We start from the raw sequence: 17,599 nt of genomic DNA, 5'->3' as shown, positions 1-17,599 counted from the left end.
TCGGCCAGTCACCCTCAGCGCCTGGAGGTCAGGCCGAGCCTGCTGATCAGACGCCAGTCGAGCCGCGGCCGCTCCCGGTACGTACCCGGCCGGAGCCGGGGCACGATCACCCGCAGAGCCCCGGGCCGCACCTCGCAGTGCACGGGTACGCCCAGACGCACCGCCTCGCCGTCGATACCGACCGGGATCTCCTCCTGATCGGCATCGACGACCACGGAGGTGGCGGTCGCCCTGGTCAGTCCGGTGGCCTGCCCTCCTCGCAGGAGTCCCGCCGCCTGTGCGGCACTCGTGACCCGCACGCCGACGCAGCCCAGGACCCCGGCGTCCAACCGCGTCCGGCGGCCGAGCCCGGCGACGTCGTTGCTGCCGTAGGGGTTGTTGCTCACCAGCAGGGCCTGCGGGTCCGAGAACTCGTGGTCCCCGGCGTGCGCCGTCAGCCGCGCGCCCCCTTGGCCCACCAGGAGATCCGGCAGCAGCTTGAGCGTGGTGCGCCTCTTGTCGTCCCGGTAGGCCGGACTCTGCACCACCTCGGCGTACGCGCCGAACGACACGTTGTTGACGAAGGGCCGCCCGCCTGCCCGACCGAGATCCACCCGCAGCTCCACCCCGTCGTGCAACGCGTCCAGAGCCTTCGACGGATCCTCGCGGTCCAGGCCCAGATCGAGGGCGAAGTGGTTGCGGGTGCCCGCCGGTATCACCAGGAAGGGCAAGTCGAGGGCGGCAGCGACCTCGGCGACAAGCGCCTGCGTGCCGTCGCCACCGGCGACCCCGAGCAGATCGGCGCCCTCGGCCGCGCACTTGCGGGCGAGGGCCGCCACATCGGTCTCGCCGCGCCACTCCAGGAGCACCACTTCGGCCCCCAGCTCGCCCGCCCGCTCGCGCAGCGCGAAGCGGCGCACCTTGCCTCCACCGGAACGCGGATTCATGATCAGCACCGGGTGGCGGAAGGTCGCCGCCGGCCTCTCCGGCATCGGGTCCGAGGCCGCGTGCCGGGCGAGGGCCGCTCGGCCCGTGGCCGCCGCGAGGAGCCACAGCGCTCCGGACGCCACGACCACCCAGGTGAGCCGGGCCCGGGTGAACTCCACAAGCACCCAGATCGGAGCGGTGAGCGCGAGCAGCACCGCCAGGATCCTCAGCAGGCCCCGCCTGCTGAGGATCCACCAGACCGCGGCGGCCGTGATCGCCAGGCCCCCGAGCCCCACACCGAGCAGCGCGAAGGTTTTGAACCCCGCGAACACTCCGAGCACGAGCACCGCCGCGGCGGCGGATGCCAGGGACGCACGGGCCAGCCATCGCTGTCCTCGCATCGTCGGTTCCATGTCTCTCAGTCTCCGGCCCCGGAGCGGGCCGGGCCTCACCCCTGAGAGGCGACCTCACACCGACGGGGTGACGCCGGGCGGCCCGTTCGCGCCCAGAGTCCTAGGCGCCTGGAGGGAGCACACCATGACCAAGACCACGCACCGTCACCTCGCCCCGCAGGAGCGGGCGGACCTGGGAAGGGCCGGCCGGACCCGTGCCCGGCGGTCCGACCATGCCGAGTTCACGCCCGTACCGGACCGGCCCGACCCGATCGACGTGATCGAGCGGCAGTCGTCGAACAGGATCCCGGAGCTGGTGCCGATCCGCTACGGCCGCATGCTCGAGTCGCCGTTCCGGTTCTTCCGCGGAGCGGCGGCCATCATGGCCACCGACCTGGCCGCCACCCCGGCCAGCGGCCTGCGGGCCCAACTCTGCGGAGACGCGCACATGTTGAACTTCCGGCTGCTCGCCTCGCCTGAGCGGCACCTGATGTTCGACGTCAACGACTTCGACGAGACGCTGCCCGGCCCCTGGGAGTGGGACGTCAAACGCCTCGTGGTCAGCCTCGTCATCGCCGGGCGCGACAACGGCTTCAGCGCGGCGGAACGGGCCCGTGTGGTGCGTACGACAGTGCGTTCGTACCGGGAGTCGATGGGTGAGTTCGCCCGGATGCGGACGATCGACGTGTGGTACTCACGGATCGACGCGGAGGATCTGTACGCCGCGATGTCCGCCAAGCTGGACACGCGAGCGCGGCGGAGGGTGTCCCGCACACTCAGCAAGGCCCGCACCCGTGACCACCTTCAGGCGCTGGAGAAACTGGCCGGGGTGGTCGACGGCCAGCTGCGGATCACGTCCGACCCACCCCTGATCACGCCCCTCGACGACCTCATGCCCGGAGTCGAGCGCAAGCAGCTGGAACAGCAACTGCGGGAACTGGTCGACCGTTACGCGCTGACGCTTCCCGCCGACCGCCAGGCGCTGCTTGCCCAGTACCGAGTGGTCGACATGGCCCGCAAGGTGGTCGGGGTGGGCAGCGTGGGGACCCGCTGCTGGATCATCCTGCTGCTCGGCCGCGACGACAGCGATCCGCTCCTGCTGCAGGCGAAGGAGGCGCCGGCCTCGGTGCTCGCGGAGTTCGCCGGCGCGAGCAGCCACGTCAACCAGGGGGAACGGGTCGTGGCAGGCCAGCGTCTGATGCAGGCGACCAGCGACATGTTCCTGGGCTGGGAGCGGATCGAAGAGGGACTCGACGGCCGTCAACGCGACTTCTACATACGGCAGTTGCGGGACTGGAAAGCCATCCCCCAGGCCGAGTTGATGACCCCGGACGTCATGCGCCTTTTCGGCCGGATGTGCGGAGCGACCCTCGCCCGCGCGCACGCGCGCTCCGGCGACCGGATCGCCATCGCCGCCTATCTGGGCGGCTCCGATTCCTTCGACCGGGCCTTGGCGCGATTCGCGGAGTCGTACGCCGACCAGAACGAGCGCGACCACCGGGCGTTGGCCGACGCGGTGCGGGACGGCCGGGTGACCGCCGTGTCGGAGGAATCGGCTTGAGCGGCTGTCGGCCCGCCGAGCCAGTGGCGCAGGAACTCCTCCTGGGCCAGTATCCGGCCGACGGCGATGCCGAACACGATGGTGGTGAAGTAGAGGATCAGCCAGGACAGCACGGTGAACACCGAACCGAGTGCCGCGTAGCGCTGCTCGCTCATCCGTAGCGCGCGCGGCAGCCACAGCCCCGAGGCAGCGCTGAAAGCGGCCCCTCCTGTGCCCGCGAGGAGGGCCCCCGGCAGCAGGGGCAGCCAGGGCACCCGGCCCGCGAGCAGCAGGTACTGGGTCCACCACCACATCAGGACCCCGGCCAGCGACTGCAGGAGGACGCCCAGGACGGGTCCCGCGCCGAACGCCCGGTGCAGTGCGCCCTGCACGATGAGCATCGTGATCCACACGAGAAGCCACACGGCCCAGCGCCAGGCCACGAGCCGCACAGCGGAACGGGGCAGGTCCCAGGAGCGTTCGCACATCCGCTGCAGGGCGCGGGTGAAGGCCGTCGCGGACAGCAGCGCGACCAGCACGCTCATCGTTCCCCAGTTGTGCAAAGCGGTGTCCCCGCCCGTGGACACCACTTCGGCCCGTGCCACCACGGGCCCGCCCGAACCGAGCATGGTGCGCAGCGAGCGCAGCATTTCCTGCCTGACGGCGTGTGGGCTGAACGAGGCCACTGCGATGAGCATCGGCAGCGCCGCAAGAAACGCCTGCGCCGCGAGACGAGTCGACATGTCGAGAATGGTGACGCGCACAAGCTGCTGCACGACGCGCCCCGCCAGCGGCAGGGCCGCGAGGATCGGCATGACGGTGTCCTCTCATAGCGGGAGCCCGCTCCTGTCGGACACCCTCGGGGCCGCCGCCGCGCGGCACGTCGCCCGCTCCGGGTGACGTACGCCGGTGACCGCGTGAGGCCCTCCCACGATCACGGGGGTGCGGGAACCGCCTGCCAGGTCGAACAGATGGCCAGGCGCATATGCCCGTCCGGGGTGCGGTGCAGTTGCAGGCCGTCCGCGTTCGAGGTGGTCAGCGAGGGGTCGATGCCGGGGCGCGGTTCCGCGAGTTCGAGGGTGTCGTGGCGTGACACCGGCAGCCAGGCCGGTGGTCCTGGACTCTTCCCGTCATAGTCGGTCACCGCCAGCGTGATCCGGTCCTCGTGCAGGCTGATCAGCAGACGGATGCGCGCCGCCCTGCTGTGACCGATCACGTGGTGCGCCGCGACGCGTGCCGCGTCACTCATCCGGTGGGCCAGTGGCCTCGATGCCCCGGATGCCGTGAGCACCGTAGCGACCACTTCGGCCAGCACGTCCACGGAGTCCCCCACACGCGCGACTTCCAGCGCCAGGGCCGTCATGTGCCCGCTTCTCTGCGCGGGGCCGCCTGCCGCGTCCGAGGCCTGTGTGGCGATGCGGGGCAGCCTCGTCATACGTACGGTCCGTCCCATCGACGCCTCCCCACGCCGTGGAAACAGAGGGAACAACATGCGTACCGCACAGGGCGGTTCACACCCGGTGCGGGTGCGCGTACACCATGGGCGCCGAGGTCCGGGGCGCGGCTTCGACGCTACGGCGCCTCAACCGCACGGTCCAGGCCGCTTAGCGCCAATGCCCACGTTTCGCCAATCCCACGGCAATAAAACCGAGATGCCCCGGACAAGTGCCAACACGGCCCGATGGGTCCATTATGGAACCCCCTCGCTTCCCTGCCCCACCAGGGCGGATGCGGGGTGCACGGACCGCTGACGCAGGCCAGGCACGCAAGTGTGCCGCGGCCTGACCTCCGGTTCGTCGCGCACGATCACCCTGGACCCCGGTGAGTGAGCCCGATCCTTCTCCTCTCAGCACACGTCAGGCCTCGTCCACACCGGGGATGCCATCATGATCGACGGCGCCTTGCCCGCCACCGGGCATCTGCACACCTACAGCACTCAGGGCTATCTGGTCCTGGAGTTTCACGGCGAGATCGATATCAGCGCCGCCCTCGACATGGCTCCGGCGCTGGACGCCCACACGGCGCAGCCCGCCCTCGCGGTGATCATCGACCTCAGCCATGTCGAGTTCCTCGACTGTTCGGGCCTACGCCTCATGTGCCGGGCCCGACGACGCGTCCTGGAACACAGCGGAGAGCTGCAACTGGTCTGTGACCACCCGCTGATCCTGCGCATCCTGCGGGTGAGCGGCCTGTTTCCGGCCTTCGCCCCCGTGCCGAGCCTCAAGGAAGCGCTGAGCAGACCCGACATCGAAGAGGCCGGTTGACCACTCCGGTCGGAGCCGCCGTCCACGATCGGCCGGCTCCTGGCCTCGTACCGCACCTTCTGCCGGGCCTGACACGGCGGGCGTGGCCCTCGATCGATAGCCTGCGTCCTCATGACGCGCGCTTGGATTCTGCCGATACTGCTGCTGCTCTGCGGCTCGGTCGTTGCCGCTGGGCCGATCTCCAAGGGCAACCTCGGCGCGGCCGCAGCGCTGCTGCTGGTGTTCGTCCTGCTCGCAGGCGTGAACTCGCCTCTGATCTACCCGCGTTCGATCAGCGCCCTGGAGGCGCAGCGCCGCAGCGCGGTCGACGGAAGGCCGGTCGTCTTCTGGCGGCCGGGCTGCACGTACTGTCTGCGGCTGCGCGTCCGGCTGGGCCGCAGCGCCCGCCGTGTGCACTGGGTGAACATCTGGCGTGACCCGGCAGGCGCGGCGGCGGTCAGGGCGGCCAACGACGGCAACGAGACGGTTCCGACTGTCGTCGTGGCGGGCCGACCGCACGTGAACCCCGATCCTGGATGGGTACGGGAGCAGTAGGGGCATCTCGGCTCACGGACGTTCTCTGAGTCCCGCCGCCCTGGCCACGAAAGCCGCGTGCAGCTCCCGTACGGCCCTCGGGAAGGACTCGCTGCGGCGACGCTGGAGGACCACCAGAACGCGGGTGGTCTCGTCGGTGAGCGGTCGGTGCGTGATCATTCCGGCCCGCTCCAGAGGGTCACCCGCGACGCTGAAGTCGGGCAGGAGCGCGGCTCCGAGGCCTTCGGCCACCATGAACTTGCCCAGTTCCGCGCCGTCCGTCGAGTACGCGAAGGACGGCGGGGAGCCGCCGAGGAGGCGATGGGCGTAGCGGTGCATCACATAGCCGGCACGCATCGCGATGAACGGCTCCGTCTCCAGGTCGGCGGGTGAGACGACGTCCAGCCGGGCCAACGGGCTGTCCGGGTGCAGGCAGACGACGGGCCTGCCGCGCAGCAGCTCGGTGGTGTCGAAGTCGGGCGGGGTGTCGTCGCCGTCCAGGTAGTTGACCAGGCCCAGGTCGAAGCGGCCCTCGCGCAGTCCCCGGTGGATGTCGTCCTGCTGCGAGCCGACCATCTCCACCTGCGTCGCCGGGTGGGTCTCCCGGAAGGCGCGCACGGCGGGGACCAGGAGCGGGGCCGTGGCCGCGTTCACCGTGCCGACACGAACGACGCGGCTGGACTGGTGCTGGTCGTGCGCGGCCCTGCGCAGCCGGTCCACCGACTCCAGTACGCCGATGATGTGCGGCAGGAGCTCACGGCCCTCGTCGCTGACCTTCGCTCCGGAGCGGTGGCGGTCCAGGAGCGAGACGCCGAGCTCCCGCTCCAGGTTCCGCACGGTCTCGCTCAACGCGGGCTGAGAGAGGTGGAGTTCGCCCGCGGCCCGGCGCAGAGAGCCGAGCCGGGTGACAGCCTCGATGTACTCCAGCTGTTCTGTCCGCATCCCGCGCACCCCTCACCGAACACCTACCGTGGGAGGGAAACCCTATCAGGGCTTAGTGATTACCGACTCGACGCCTGCGGGGGCAGCTGCTTGAATCGAGGACATGAATGCAGTGCGACCCCACCTGACGCGGCGACGGTACGTCGACCTCGCGCTGGTGTGCAGCGCCTGCTGTCGCCACGGCCGCTGAGCATCCGCCGGGCACTGAACCCCATCTCGTGCGCGTGAACCCGCGAACTCTCCGTACCGCCGGGCCCTTTGACGGCCCACGCGATGCGCTGACGGGCCATACCGCACATATCGAGCCACGCCGCGCCCTTCGCGATCGTGCGCATCCACAGGCCCCGCGGACAGCCCCTCCCCGTCCCCGCGCCTCTCCCTCGCCTCTCTCCACCGGCCCCCGTGGCCGCGTACCCGAAGGACTTCCGCCATGGCCACCGTTCTCCTGCTCACCGGCAGCGCCTCCGCCCCCGGCTCATCCCGCACCGCCCGTCTCGTCCAGCACCTGGGCCGCGACCTTGCCGCACAAGGCCACCGGGTGCAGACGCTGGACGTCCGCACGCTGCCCGCCGACGCGCTCCTGTCCGCCGACACCTCGCATCCCGCCGTCGCCGACGCCGTCGCCCTCGTCGAGAGCGCCGACGCGCTCGTGGTCGGCACCCCCGTCTACAAGGCGGCGTACTCGGGCGTCCTCAAGACCTTCCTCGACCTGCTCCCGCAGTACGCGCTGCGCGGCAAGCCCGTCCTGCCGCTGGCCACCGGCGGCTCCCCCGCCCATGTCCTCGCCGTCGACTACGCGCTGCGGCCCGTCCTCACCTCGCTCGGTGCCGAGGTCGCCCAGGGCTGGTTCGTCCTCGACCGCCACATCACGGCCGCCGACGACGGGACGGTCAGCCTCACGCCCGACGCGAATGCCGGGCTCACCCCCGTCGTCGAGCGCTTCCACGAGGTGCTCGCGGAGCCGACGCGGCTCGCGGCGGCGTGAAGGGGTAATCGGCTTTCCCTTCCGCACCGAGCCGACCCACGGGCCCTCCCTCGCACCCGCTGTCACCCGCTCGCACCCGACCTCACCCGAAAGGCCCGCCCCATGCCCCGCATCCCCGCCTCCGACAAGGAGGCGATCGCGATCGCCCGCCGGGTGGCCGAGCGCCTGGCCGCCGACGACGCACGCCGCGACGCCGAGCGCGATCTGCCGTACGAGGAGGTGCGCGAACTCACCGAAGCCGGTCTCTTCACGCTCTCGATCCCCCGCTCGCACGGCGGGCCCGAGCTCGGTGCCCGCAGTCTCGGCGAGGTGTTCACCGAGCTGACGGCCGGGGACGCGAGCATCGGCCAGATCCCGCAGAACCACTACTTCTTCGTCAATGTGCTGGCCCACGCGGGCACCGAGGAGCAGCGCGCCTTCTTCTACCGCGAGGTGCTCGCGGGGCGGCACTTCGGCAACGCGCTCTCCGAACGGGGCACCCGCACGGCCCGTGAGTTCGCCATCGGCTTCGAGCCGCACCCGGACGGCGGCCGGGTGCTGAACGGCACCAAGTTCTACGCGACCGGTTCGCTGTTCGCGCACTGGATCCCGGTGTACGCCAACGACGAGGAGGGCCGTACGCACGCGGCCTGGGTCCCCGCCGACCACCCCGGCGTACAGGTCGAGGACGACTGGAACGGCATGGGCCAGCGCACCACAGGGAGCGGCACCGTCCGCTTCGACCAGGTGCGGGTGCCCGCCGAGCACATCGTGCCCGTGTACACGATCTTCGAGAAGGACGAGGTGTTCGGCGCCTTCGGCCAGTATCTGCACGCGGCTCTCGACACCGGCATCGCCGTGGGCGCCCTGCGCGAGGGCAAGCGGCTCATCCACACGCTGGCCCGCCCCCGCCTGGAGGCGGGCGTGGAGCGTGCCGCCGACGAGGGTGCCGTCATCGACGGCTTCGGCGAGCTCGCCTTGAAGGTGCGCTCCGCGCGCGCTCTGCTGCGCGATGCCGGTGACGCCCTGGACGCCGCCCGCGCCGACCTGACCGAGCAGAGAGCCGCCGAGGCGTCGGCCGCGGTGGCCGCCGCCCGCGCGCAGTCCGACGCGGTGGCCCTGGCCGTGTCCAGCGGCATCTTCGAACTCATCGGCACCCGCGCCGCCGACCGCGACCTCAATCTGCACCGGCACTGGCGCAACGCCCGCACCCACACCCTCCACGACCCACGCCGTCTCAAGCTCCGCTACCTGGGCGGCTGGGAACTCAACGACACCCCGCCGCCCCGCAACGGCCTGGTCTGAGACCGGTACCGCGTCCGCGTTCACCACCGCAGAGGACACCTCCACCCATGACCCTGACCTTCCACTGGTTTCTGCCCACCAACGGCGACAGTCGCCACATCGTCGGTGGCGGCCATGGCGTACCCACCGGCGCCGCCGGGGGCGACCGCCCCGCCACGCTCGCCTACCTCACTCAAGTGGCGCGCACAGCAGAGCAGTTGGGCTTCGAGGGAGCACTCACCCCCACCGGCGCCTGGTGCGAGGACGCCTGGCTGACCACCGCGATGCTGGTCGAGTCGACCGAGCGTCTGAAGTTCCTGGTGGCCTTCCGCCCCGGCCTCGTCACTCCGACCCTCGCCGCGCAGATGGCGGCGACCTACCAGCGGCACTCGGCCGGGCGCCTGCTCCTCAACATCGTCACGGGCGGCGAGGACCACGAGCAGCGCGCCTACGGAGACTTCCTCGGCAAGGACGACCGCTACGCACGCTGCGACGAGTTCCTGCACATCATCCGCTCCCTGTGGCGCGGCGAGACCGTCGACTTCCACGGAGCACACGAACGCGTCGAACAAGCCCGCCTCGCCCGCCTGCCCGACCCGGTGCCGCCCGTCTACTTCGGCGGCTCCTCGAAGGCGGCGGGCCCGGTGGCTGCCCGGCACAGCGACGTCTACCTCACCTGGGGCGAACCGCCCGCCCAGGTCGCCGAGAAGATCGGCTGGATCCGCGCACTGGCGAAGGCCGAAGGCCGCGAGGTCCGCTTCGGCATCCGGCTGCACGTCATCGCCCGCGACACCGCCGACGAGGCCTGGGCGCAGGCGAACCGACTGCTTTCCGGCACCGACCCGGCCGTGATCAGCGAGGTACAGCAGGGCCTGGCCCGCTCGGGCTCCGAGGGCCAGAAGCGCATGCTGGCCCTGCACGGCGGCTCCACCGAGCGCCTGGAGATCTACCCGAACCTCTGGGCCGGCATCGGCCTGCTGCGCGGCGGCGCGGGCACGGCTCTGGTCGGCTCGCACACCGAGATAGCCGACCGCATCGCGGAGTACCACGCCCTGGGCATCGACGAGTTCGTGCTCTCGGGATACCCGCACGTGGAGGAGGCGTACTGGTTCGGCGAGGGCGTCCTTCCGCAGCTCGCCGCGCGGGGTCTGTGGCGCCACCCTGCCGCCGCGTCACTCGACGCGACACCGGCGGCGGTGCCGTTCGCCTCATAGCCACGTGGCGTGTCCGAGACCGAACGCTTCCGGAGCCTTCAACCAGGCGACGTCTTGTCCAAGGTTCCCAAGACACTCAAACTCTGTTGTTGATGGTTCGTCGAGTTCATTGAGTGGCTTGTCTGATTCGGGGGACACAGTGGAACGGTTGACGGCTGCTGATCCAGAAGAAGTCGGGCGATACCGGACGATCGCCGAGCTCGGCCGGGGCGGGATGGGCCGGGTTCTCCTGAGCAGCGCCCCGGACGGACGGCTCGTCGCCCTGAAGCAGGTGCGGACGCAGTTCGTCGAGGACGACGGTTTCCGGGCCCGGTTCCGCCGCGAGGTCGAAGCCTCCCGCAAGGTGTCCGGTGCCTACACCTCAGCAGTGGTCGACGCCGATGCGGACGCGCCCGAACCATGGCTGACGTCGGAGTTCGTACCAGGCCCTTCGCTGCAGGAGGCGGTGGAAACCATCGGCGCGCTGCCGGAGGAAGCGGTACTGCGCATGGCCACTGGGCTGGCCTCTGCCTTGATCGACATCCACCGGGCCGGACTGGTGCACAGAGACCTGAAACCCTCCAATGTGCTGCTCGCCGACAACGGACCCATAGTCATCGACTTCGGCATCGCCCGGGCGACCGACACAGGAGGCGGCACCGAGCTGACCCACTCGGGCTGGCTGGTCGGCTCTCCCGGCTTCATGTCCCCCGAGCAGGCCGAGGGGCGGCCGTTGGGCCCCGCCAGCGATGTGTTCTCCCTGGGCACCGTACTGGTGATGGCATGCACGGGCAGGTGTCCGTTCGTCGGGCCCTCCATGCCACAGACCTTGTACAACATCGTGCACACCGACCCCGACCTCAGCATGATCCCGGCGAAGATACGCCCCATCGTCGCCCGGTGCCTGGCCAAGGACCCGAGCGAGCGACCGAGCCCCGGCCAACTCCTTCAAGACATCGGCCGCCTCACACCGTCGGTACGGCCCTGGCCGACCGAGGTGCACGAGTTGATCGCGGAGCAACAGGCCGAAATCGCCCGACTGCGCGAGGAGTTGGAGAGGCGCACGAACGCCCCGGAGGCCGAGCCGTCGATCGCCATCGACGTCCCGCCCGATCCCGTTCACCCCGTCGGCCGGGCGTCTCCACCCGCCCCGGTCCGGCGCCGGTTCGCCCTCGCTGCGGGTGCGGTCATCGCGGCCGGTCTGGGCGTCGCCACGGCTGTCGTCCTCCTGGATCCCGGGCGCGAGGGCGACGATCCTGGCACTGCCGCACCCCCGCGGGCCCCCAGGACGATAGAAAAGACGGTCACGGAGCCGAATACGGAACCAGACACCGAGGCCGAGGCGGAGAGGCAGCCGACCAAAGAGCCGACCACGCCTGCCGCCAAGCCCTCAGTCGCCACCGAGCCCTCCCGGCAGGCTCCGACGACGGCCGATACCCGGCCGAGCACGCGGCCTGCGGCGATTGCCGACTGCGGAGGTCAGCCGCTGAACAGACCGGCCGAAATGCTGCTCGCCTGTGGCGACGGAAAAGTCGGGCTCAAGGGTCTGGTGTGGTCGGACTGGGGCACGCCCGCTGCCCGTGCCACCGGGCAAGGGTGGGAGGTGGTCTGCGAACCCAGCTGCGCGAACGGCAGGGAAGTCCAGTACCCGGCGACAGTGACCGTTTCCGGCCTGGCAGCGGGGCGTTACACGATCATGCAGCTCAGATCCCCGAAAGCACCCGGTGACTCCATCGTGAACTACTCGCTCGACTCGTACGGGCCGACGCGGAGAAACTGACGGTTCCCCTCCTCGACGGGTGCTCATACCCCCCACGCCGTGAACGCCCCCCAGTAGACGGGAGAGGCGAAGGGGCGCTCCTTCACGGACCTCGCATGAGCAGCGTACTGGCGGCTCAGGGCTGACAGATGGCGATGCGAGTCCGAGTACTGCGCGAACTCGTCCCATGTGAGACTGCGCATCCACCTGCGTGAGCGGCGCAGCGCCGGTACCGGATCGTGGGTGAGGGAGAGGATCTCGTAGAAGCGTGTCATCAGGAAGGCGGTCGCCATGTCGTCCACCTGCCACAGACTGGTGACCGCGCAGGCCGCCCCCGCCTGGAGGAAAGCCGCCGGGAGCCCGAGGAACTCGTCGGGGGCCTCGATGATCGCGTAGTGCCCCGACTGGCAGGCGCTGGCCACCGCCATTCTGCAGACGGGGAGTTGCTGCCGCACGAGGGAGTCCATGTCCAGGCGGCCGTCGGCGAGAGCCAGTGAACCTCCCTGACTGTCGAATCCGGCGTTGCCGTGGCAGCCCAGGTGCAGATACGACGCCTCGGCGAGATGATCGAGCACCCAGCCAACGGTGGCCTCGGCCCCGACCGCATGGCCCACCTCGCTCGCCGGCTCGAACAGAGCGCGGATTTCCGCGAGTTCACCGCGCGTACCGGGCAGCGAGCCGTCGGGGTCGGCGACGGCCACCAGCCGCGGTGCCGCTTCCCGCGGCCGTGCGGCGCGGACGCGGCACGCCGCGTAGACCGCCGCAGACGGGGAGACGATCAAGTTGCCGACGTCGTCCAGCACGTCCTCGGTCCCTCGTCCCAGGGGCACGGCGTGCAGGGGAACGAGACCCAGGAGGCCAGTCGGCACGACGATCGCCTCGTGCCGCGCATCGTCCGCGAGCAGCTCGGCGATCGGGCGCATCAGTGGTTCGAGGGCCTTGAGGCGGTCCAGAGCCACCGGGAGCTCGCGCCGCAGCGTCAGCCTTGAGGCCTGCTGCACGAGCCACAGCCCCGTGGTGCCGTTGTCCGGATCCATGACCAGGAGATGCAGGAGGCTGATGCTGCTCACCTCAGGGACAAGAACGGCCCGCACGGTGGACTGCGCGTCCGGGATCGCGAGGACGTAGCTGCCCCACGGCGCGTTCACCAGGTAGGCGAGCGGCAGCCCGTCGGCGGCCCGGACGATGTCCCGCAGTTCGGTGGTACGCAGGAAGTCCTCGAAGCCCGGGATCGCCTGGATGTCTTCGACCACTGCGCGCAGAGCGCGTTCGGCCTCGGCCTGCTCGCGCGCCGCGGTGAACCCGCCGGACACCGTCTCGGACGGTTCCGCCAGCGCGGATCGGTACCGGGCCTGCGTCTTTCGGTAGCGGTCGGCCATGACGGGGTCGACGCGTTCGAGTTCCGCAAGTTCTGCCGCTCCCCGACCGGTCACCACCGAGAGCTCACAGGCAAGGCCCCGTTCGACCGCTTCCACCGCTCGCTCCGGACGCCCCGCCCGCGCCAACAGGAAGGAGGTCCAGCGTGCGAGCCGGTCCACCTGTACGAGCACGCCCCGGCGGCTGGCGACAGTGACTTGGGCGTCATAGAGCGCCGTCACGGCGGTGAGCATGTCCGATGCGACGTCGGCCGCCTCGGTCCAGCGTTCCTCCGAGGCGTAGGCGTTCACCAGCTCCCGGGCGATGTTGAGGTGCAGGGAAGGCTGGATCGCGGGCGGCGCGGCAGCCAGGGCCTCGCGGCGCAGCCGGATGCTCTCGGCGCTGTCCGGCCCTTCCAGGTGGTCACTGGCCTGGGCAAGGAGCCACGTGATGCGGCCGATGTTGAGGAGGCCGGGGATCTCGGCGGCCATATCGAGCGCCGCGCTCGCCGCGACCTTGGCGCCAGGGGCGTCCGCGGGGTCGTGGGTCAGCAGCAGGTGGGCGAGATTGCACTGCGCCTGCGACCACAGTGGAGGGTCGTCACCCGCACTCAGGCGGTGCAGAACGTCCCGGTAGCACTGCTCTGCCTCTCGCAGGTCCCCGGGCTCGGCACGGCGGTACAGCAGCAGACCGAGGTTGACCATGGAGTAGGCCCAATTGACCGCGGAACGCTCCGGAGACCTCTCTTCGAGGCCCGCCCTGACCCGGTCGATGCCAAGGCTGAGATCCGCGGGTCCGCCTCCCGGCCGCTCCCCGAGCAGCAGCCCGTAGTTGGTCTGGATGCGTGCCCAGAACTCGGGGTGCTCGCGGCGGTCAAGGGCGCTCGCGCGCGCCAGCAGATCGCGGGCGGTCTCCCAGACCTCAAGGCGGTCGCCGTCATCCCGCGCATAGTGTGCGGTGGCGAGGTTGTTCGCCACCTGCACCCACTCCAGACTGCCCTCGGGCAGTCGGCTCAGCGCGAGTTCGAGAAGCCGGTACGCCTCGGACAGGTCGGCGCCGAGCCCGGCATGGGCGACGCGCACCAGGCGTTCGCCGAGCACCGCGGCGAGCTCGGTCTCCAGCTCCTCCTCCCCGATGTCGGCGGCGAGCACCATCGCCTCTCGGGCCAGCGAAAGCCCCTCGGGGCCTTCGGTTTCGCAGGCCCTCACATACATCTCATGCAGCCGTGCGCGCAGATCGCCGCCGAACCGGCTGTGGACCTCGTAGTAGCGGCGCACCGCCACGTCCTGAGGTGTGCGGCTGTCGCACAGGTCTTCCAGCAGCCGTTGACGACCCTGCAACACCGCTTCGAGCGGAGTGCCGACGGCCGCGCGCAGCTCCTCACGACCGGCGTCGCGCACCCTCGTTCCGCCGGACAGCTCCGGGTGCGCGCGGAGGAGCTCGGCGAGTTCGTCCGGCCGACTTGTCAGCACGGCGTACAGCAGCTCGTTCACCCGGGCCTCGTCACGCTCCTGCGCGAGGTACCCGAGGAAGAACCTGTAGTTGTCGACCGTCGGCGGCCCTTCCGGCTCCAGCTCTCGGCATGCCGTCTCGGGGTCCGCCAGGTCTCGGTCGAGGTCGCGGGTCAGGACAACCGGAAGCAGCCTGCGCGGCAAGGGGATCCCCTGCCCGAAAGAGGCGTCACCGCTGAATGCGCCGGCCCGCTCGGCATCCTCCAGAAGGGAAACCACGGTCTGCGACGGATCCCCCCGAAGCTCGGCGAGGGAGAGCCCGATCAACAGCGGCGCCCCTGTTCCGGGACGAAGGACCAGCAACGGCGCATCGACATACGCCTTCGCTCCGCATCCAGTGCAGTTCATCCACGACACGCCGGGGCCGGGGACCTCCAGGACGTCGGCGCGCTCACGGGCGTCGACGATGCGCCACACCGGAGCCCCGCACTCCCGGTCGCATTCCTCACAGCGCCACGTGTAGGGCACCCTCGCCGAGATCGCCATTCCGCCCCGCCCCGTCCTCGCCCGCCTGCTACTTGCCGCTGGTGATCCGCGAGAGCAGGGCCGTGAAGACCCGGCCTAGGGCGGCGTCCCGCATGGCCCGCTTATGGATGGTCAGGCTCCATCTGCCGCGCGTGTCGCGCTTCACGACGACCTCGGTCTGCAGGAGCACCACCACGAGCACGGTGACCGAGAGGGAGACGGGGTCAAGGCGTTGCATCGGAGCCCGCACGTACTCGACGGCCTCGGCGACCGTCTGCGCCAAGTCGTCGCTCAGGGCCGCCGCGTACTCCAGTGCGGCGCGCGCCAGCTCCCCCTCACTCACCTCGGGTTGCCCTGGCCGCAGATATTCCTCCACATCCACGGGGTCCAGTGCGTCCCCCAACTGGGCATCTCTCCAGGGGCTTTGCGAGGCGACGGGGAGCAGCCCACGCTCCTCCACCACTGCGACGAGCGCCTGGACGGCAGCTTCGTCGGAGAGACCTCGGACACCCTGCTCCAACTGACCCTGACTCGACATGCCCCGATTCTGGCTCCCCCGCCGACGCTGCGGGTGTGATTTCGTCAGATGGCCCCCTCTCGCCACACTTCGAGCTCGTCGGCGATCCGTTCCGGGACGCCGGCCACCGGGCGCGTCCAGGCCCGTGCCCCGTTCGGAGAGGCGAGCGGCGCGGAAGCTACCGAGTGCGAACGCGGTGCGAAGTGCGCTCAGGCCCGAGAGGTCATTGACGAAGCGGCTATAGGGTTTTGCCTGCATACCTTCCCGGGGCGGGCCTCAGGTCGACGAGGCACCCAGCGTCACCGGTCCGTACCGCGCGGCAGGAGCCTCGGTCGTGAGGGCCCAGTAGCGGTCGCCGTAGGACCAGTGCCACCACTCCGTGGGGTAGTTGACCAGGCCGGCCGTGGCGAGGGCCGCGGTGAGGGTGCGGCGGTTGCGGCGGGCGGTCGGGGAGATGCGGTCGCAGTCCATGTAGCAGGCGCCGTCGCTCTCCTCCGGGCTCGCGTTCACCGGGGTGCCGAGGTCGAGTTCGGTGCCGGAGGCCGTACACAGGGTGAGGTCGATCGCGGCGCCCGCGACGTGCGGGCCCACCTCGGGCGGCGAGAGGGAGCGGCTCGTCTGTCGGCGCAGATACTCGTCCGACCAGTCGGGGTTGGCCTTCCTCAGCTCGGCGGCGTACTCCTCGAAGTACTGGATCTGGAGGGCAAGCGGGCGGTATCCCTCGGTCGCCAGGAGGCGCAGGCCCTCGGGCAGCAGCCGGGCCGCGCGGGCAAGGCGCCACGCGACGCCCTCCCTGAGCCGGGCGTAGGCCCCTGCCGGGTCCGCGAGGCGGTCGTCGACTTCCACGAAGGGAAGCTGGCGCAGGTCGACGAGGGCCTCGCCGCACTCCTGGACCGGTATGCCGACGACTCTGGGATCGTTCATGAGGATGATCGACGACATGCTTGCCCCTTCGTGGCGACGGTGGCGGGCACAGCTCCGGGGACGGGCTGCCGCCCGCCCCCGGAGTCCCCTCCGTGCCCTGGCAGGGGCGCTACGCGACGAGCGGCCCACACGACCGACGGTGTCGGTGGTGTGGGCCGTACGAGGCATCAGTGGCCTTCCCCCGTGCTTCCCCCGATGAATTCCGCTGAGTCCCCCGTTGTTTCCTGCGATCCCCCGTTGCCGTCGGCGTGTTCACCCGCCGACACACAGAGCATGGCGCACTCCGCTGCAAATTCTCTGCAAGTCGGCATCAAGCGGAGTGCGGCCCCGGCTCCACCGTCGGTGCTCGCACGCAGTCGCGAGCGCCGGGCGTAGACATCAACCCCGTAACCGGTAATTAGATCCTTCAGGTGACAACCCGACCGTGTCCAAGCCTCGGCCTCCCTGTTATCTCCCATGGCAACTTCGTGGTCAACGAGGAGGACTTGATGGAGAACATCCGGGAGCGGAAGCTCAAGCGCTATTTCACCGCGATCGACGCGGACGGCAACGGTACGCTCACGCGTGGCGACTTCGAACTCGTCGCGCGCCGGTACGTCGACGCGCTCAACCTGGCGCCCGACTCACATCAGGCCGAGAAGACCAGGACAGCGACTCTCAAGATCTGGGACGACTTGATCTCCCCGATGGATGCGAACGGCGACGGCAAAGTCTCCCCGGAAGAGTTCATCGCCGCTCTGCAGCAGTCGCTCGCGACGGACCGTGCGGCCTACGCCGAATCGATCCGGCCGTCCGCCAACGCCTACTTCGAACTCTGCGACGCCGACGACAACGGCGAGGTGGACGAACAGGAGTACATCCGTCTCATGGGCGCCGCGTGCGGCATCCCCGCGGATGAGGCCGCCGCCACCTACCGCACGCTCGTGCCCCCGGCGCACGACGGGATGACACGCGACAGCTGGCACCAGATGCTCCTGTCCTTCTTCTACGACGAAGAACCCGACTCACCGGCGAACCACATCTTCGGCCGCATCTGAGTCTCCCGTCTGAATCTCCCGCCGCACGTCCC

At 70.3% G+C, this 17,599-nt stretch carries 14 protein-coding genes and 1 pseudogene; 8 read left to right on the top strand and 7 right to left on the bottom strand.

The genetic code is table 11. The annotated features are described in order from the left end of the window. Positions 1 to 14 precede the first annotated feature (14 nt). Entirely contained in the window at positions 15 to 1,319 is a 1,305-nt protein-coding gene (locus ACZ5CR_RS01030; RefSeq protein ID WP_468852294.1) for a diacylglycerol/lipid kinase family protein, read from the bottom strand. A gap of 124 nt (positions 1,320 to 1,443) precedes the next feature. Here ACZ5CR_RS01030 and ACZ5CR_RS01025 point away from each other — a divergent pair, with 124 nt between their 5' ends. Then, positions 1,444 to 2,859 carry a DUF2252 domain-containing protein gene (locus ACZ5CR_RS01025; protein ID WP_468852292.1) on the top strand — a complete coding sequence of 472 codons (1,416 nt, stop codon included), beginning with the start codon at positions 1,444 to 1,446 and terminating at the stop codon, positions 2,857 to 2,859. A 53-nt stretch (positions 2,860 to 2,912) separates the two neighbouring features. Here ACZ5CR_RS01025 and ACZ5CR_RS01020 read toward each other — a convergent pair. Then, a pseudogene (locus tag ACZ5CR_RS01020) lies at positions 2,913 to 3,581 on the bottom strand (YhjD/YihY/BrkB family envelope integrity protein); the annotation flags it as partial. A gap of 191 nt (positions 3,582 to 3,772) precedes the next feature. Beyond that, the gene (locus tag ACZ5CR_RS01015; RefSeq protein ID WP_468852291.1) at positions 3,773 to 4,291 is read right to left on the bottom strand and encodes a hypothetical protein; all 519 of its coding nucleotides are present in this window, start codon (positions 4,289 to 4,291) and stop codon (positions 3,773 to 3,775) included. A gap of 433 nt (positions 4,292 to 4,724) precedes the next feature. Between ACZ5CR_RS01015 and ACZ5CR_RS01010 the strand changes: the two genes are divergently transcribed. Together ACZ5CR_RS01010 and ACZ5CR_RS01005 are read left to right on the top strand one after the other, a co-directional pair. Next, positions 4,725 to 5,102, top strand: a complete 378-nt coding sequence (locus tag ACZ5CR_RS01010; RefSeq protein WP_468852290.1) for an STAS domain-containing protein — start codon at positions 4,725 to 4,727, stop codon at positions 5,100 to 5,102. Between the two features lie 111 nt (positions 5,103 to 5,213). Then, complete coding sequence (locus tag ACZ5CR_RS01005) at positions 5,214 to 5,636, top strand: glutaredoxin domain-containing protein (protein ID WP_468852288.1); 423 nt, start codon at positions 5,214 to 5,216, stop codon at positions 5,634 to 5,636. Positions 5,637 to 5,648: 12 nt separating this feature from the next. On the opposite strand, the gene ACZ5CR_RS01000 is transcribed toward ACZ5CR_RS01005, so the two are convergent. After that, positions 5,649 to 6,557, bottom strand: a complete 909-nt coding sequence (locus ACZ5CR_RS01000; protein ID WP_468852286.1) for a LysR family transcriptional regulator — start codon at positions 6,555 to 6,557, stop codon at positions 5,649 to 5,651. Between the two features lie 430 nt (positions 6,558 to 6,987). Between ACZ5CR_RS01000 and ssuE the strand changes: the two genes are divergently transcribed. The 4 genes from ssuE to ACZ5CR_RS00980 all read left to right on the top strand — a co-directional run bounded on the left by ssuE (position 6,988) and on the right by ACZ5CR_RS00980 (position 11,778). Next, positions 6,988 to 7,542, top strand: coding sequence for an NADPH-dependent FMN reductase (ssuE, locus tag ACZ5CR_RS00995; protein ID WP_468852284.1), 555 nt, complete (start codon positions 6,988 to 6,990; stop codon positions 7,540 to 7,542). A 102-nt stretch (positions 7,543 to 7,644) separates the two neighbouring features. Continuing rightward, a complete protein-coding gene (locus ACZ5CR_RS00990; RefSeq protein ID WP_468852283.1) occupies positions 7,645 to 8,826 on the top strand; it encodes an SfnB family sulfur acquisition oxidoreductase in 1,182 nt (393 codons plus the stop codon). A gap of 47 nt (positions 8,827 to 8,873) precedes the next feature. Beyond that, entirely contained in the window at positions 8,874 to 10,019 is a 1,146-nt protein-coding gene (locus tag ACZ5CR_RS00985) for an LLM class flavin-dependent oxidoreductase (RefSeq protein ID WP_468852281.1), read from the top strand. Positions 10,020 to 10,167: 148 nt separating this feature from the next. Beyond that, entirely contained in the window at positions 10,168 to 11,778 is a 1,611-nt protein-coding gene (locus ACZ5CR_RS00980) for a protein kinase domain-containing protein (protein WP_468852280.1), read from the top strand. A gap of 23 nt (positions 11,779 to 11,801) precedes the next feature. Here ACZ5CR_RS00980 and ACZ5CR_RS00975 read toward each other — a convergent pair whose 3' ends face one another. The 3 genes from ACZ5CR_RS00975 to ACZ5CR_RS00965 form a co-directional block, all read right to left on the bottom strand. Further along, on the bottom strand, positions 11,802 to 15,110 hold the full coding sequence (locus ACZ5CR_RS00975; protein ID WP_468852278.1) for a CHAT domain-containing protein: 3,309 nt from the start codon (positions 15,108 to 15,110) through the stop codon (positions 11,802 to 11,804). Between the two features lie 28 nt (positions 15,111 to 15,138). Beyond that, a complete protein-coding gene (locus tag ACZ5CR_RS00970) occupies positions 15,139 to 15,627 on the bottom strand; it encodes a hypothetical protein (protein WP_468852277.1) in 489 nt (162 codons plus the stop codon). Positions 15,628 to 15,882: 255 nt separating this feature from the next. Next, on the bottom strand, positions 15,883 to 16,548 hold the full coding sequence (locus ACZ5CR_RS00965) for a M15 family metallopeptidase (protein ID WP_468852276.1): 666 nt from the start codon (positions 16,546 to 16,548) through the stop codon (positions 15,883 to 15,885). A 470-nt stretch (positions 16,549 to 17,018) separates the two neighbouring features. Here ACZ5CR_RS00965 and ACZ5CR_RS00960 point away from each other — a divergent pair, with 470 nt between their 5' ends. Then, positions 17,019 to 17,567, top strand: coding sequence for an EF-hand domain-containing protein (locus ACZ5CR_RS00960; protein ID WP_468852274.1), 549 nt, complete (start codon positions 17,019 to 17,021; stop codon positions 17,565 to 17,567). Positions 17,568 to 17,599: the final 32 nt, after the last annotated feature.

The organism is Streptomyces sp. NPDC031274 (assembly GCF_055570235.1).
Note: the sequence above shows the minus strand (reverse complement) of the source record. Positions and strands in the feature narration are given on the sequence as shown.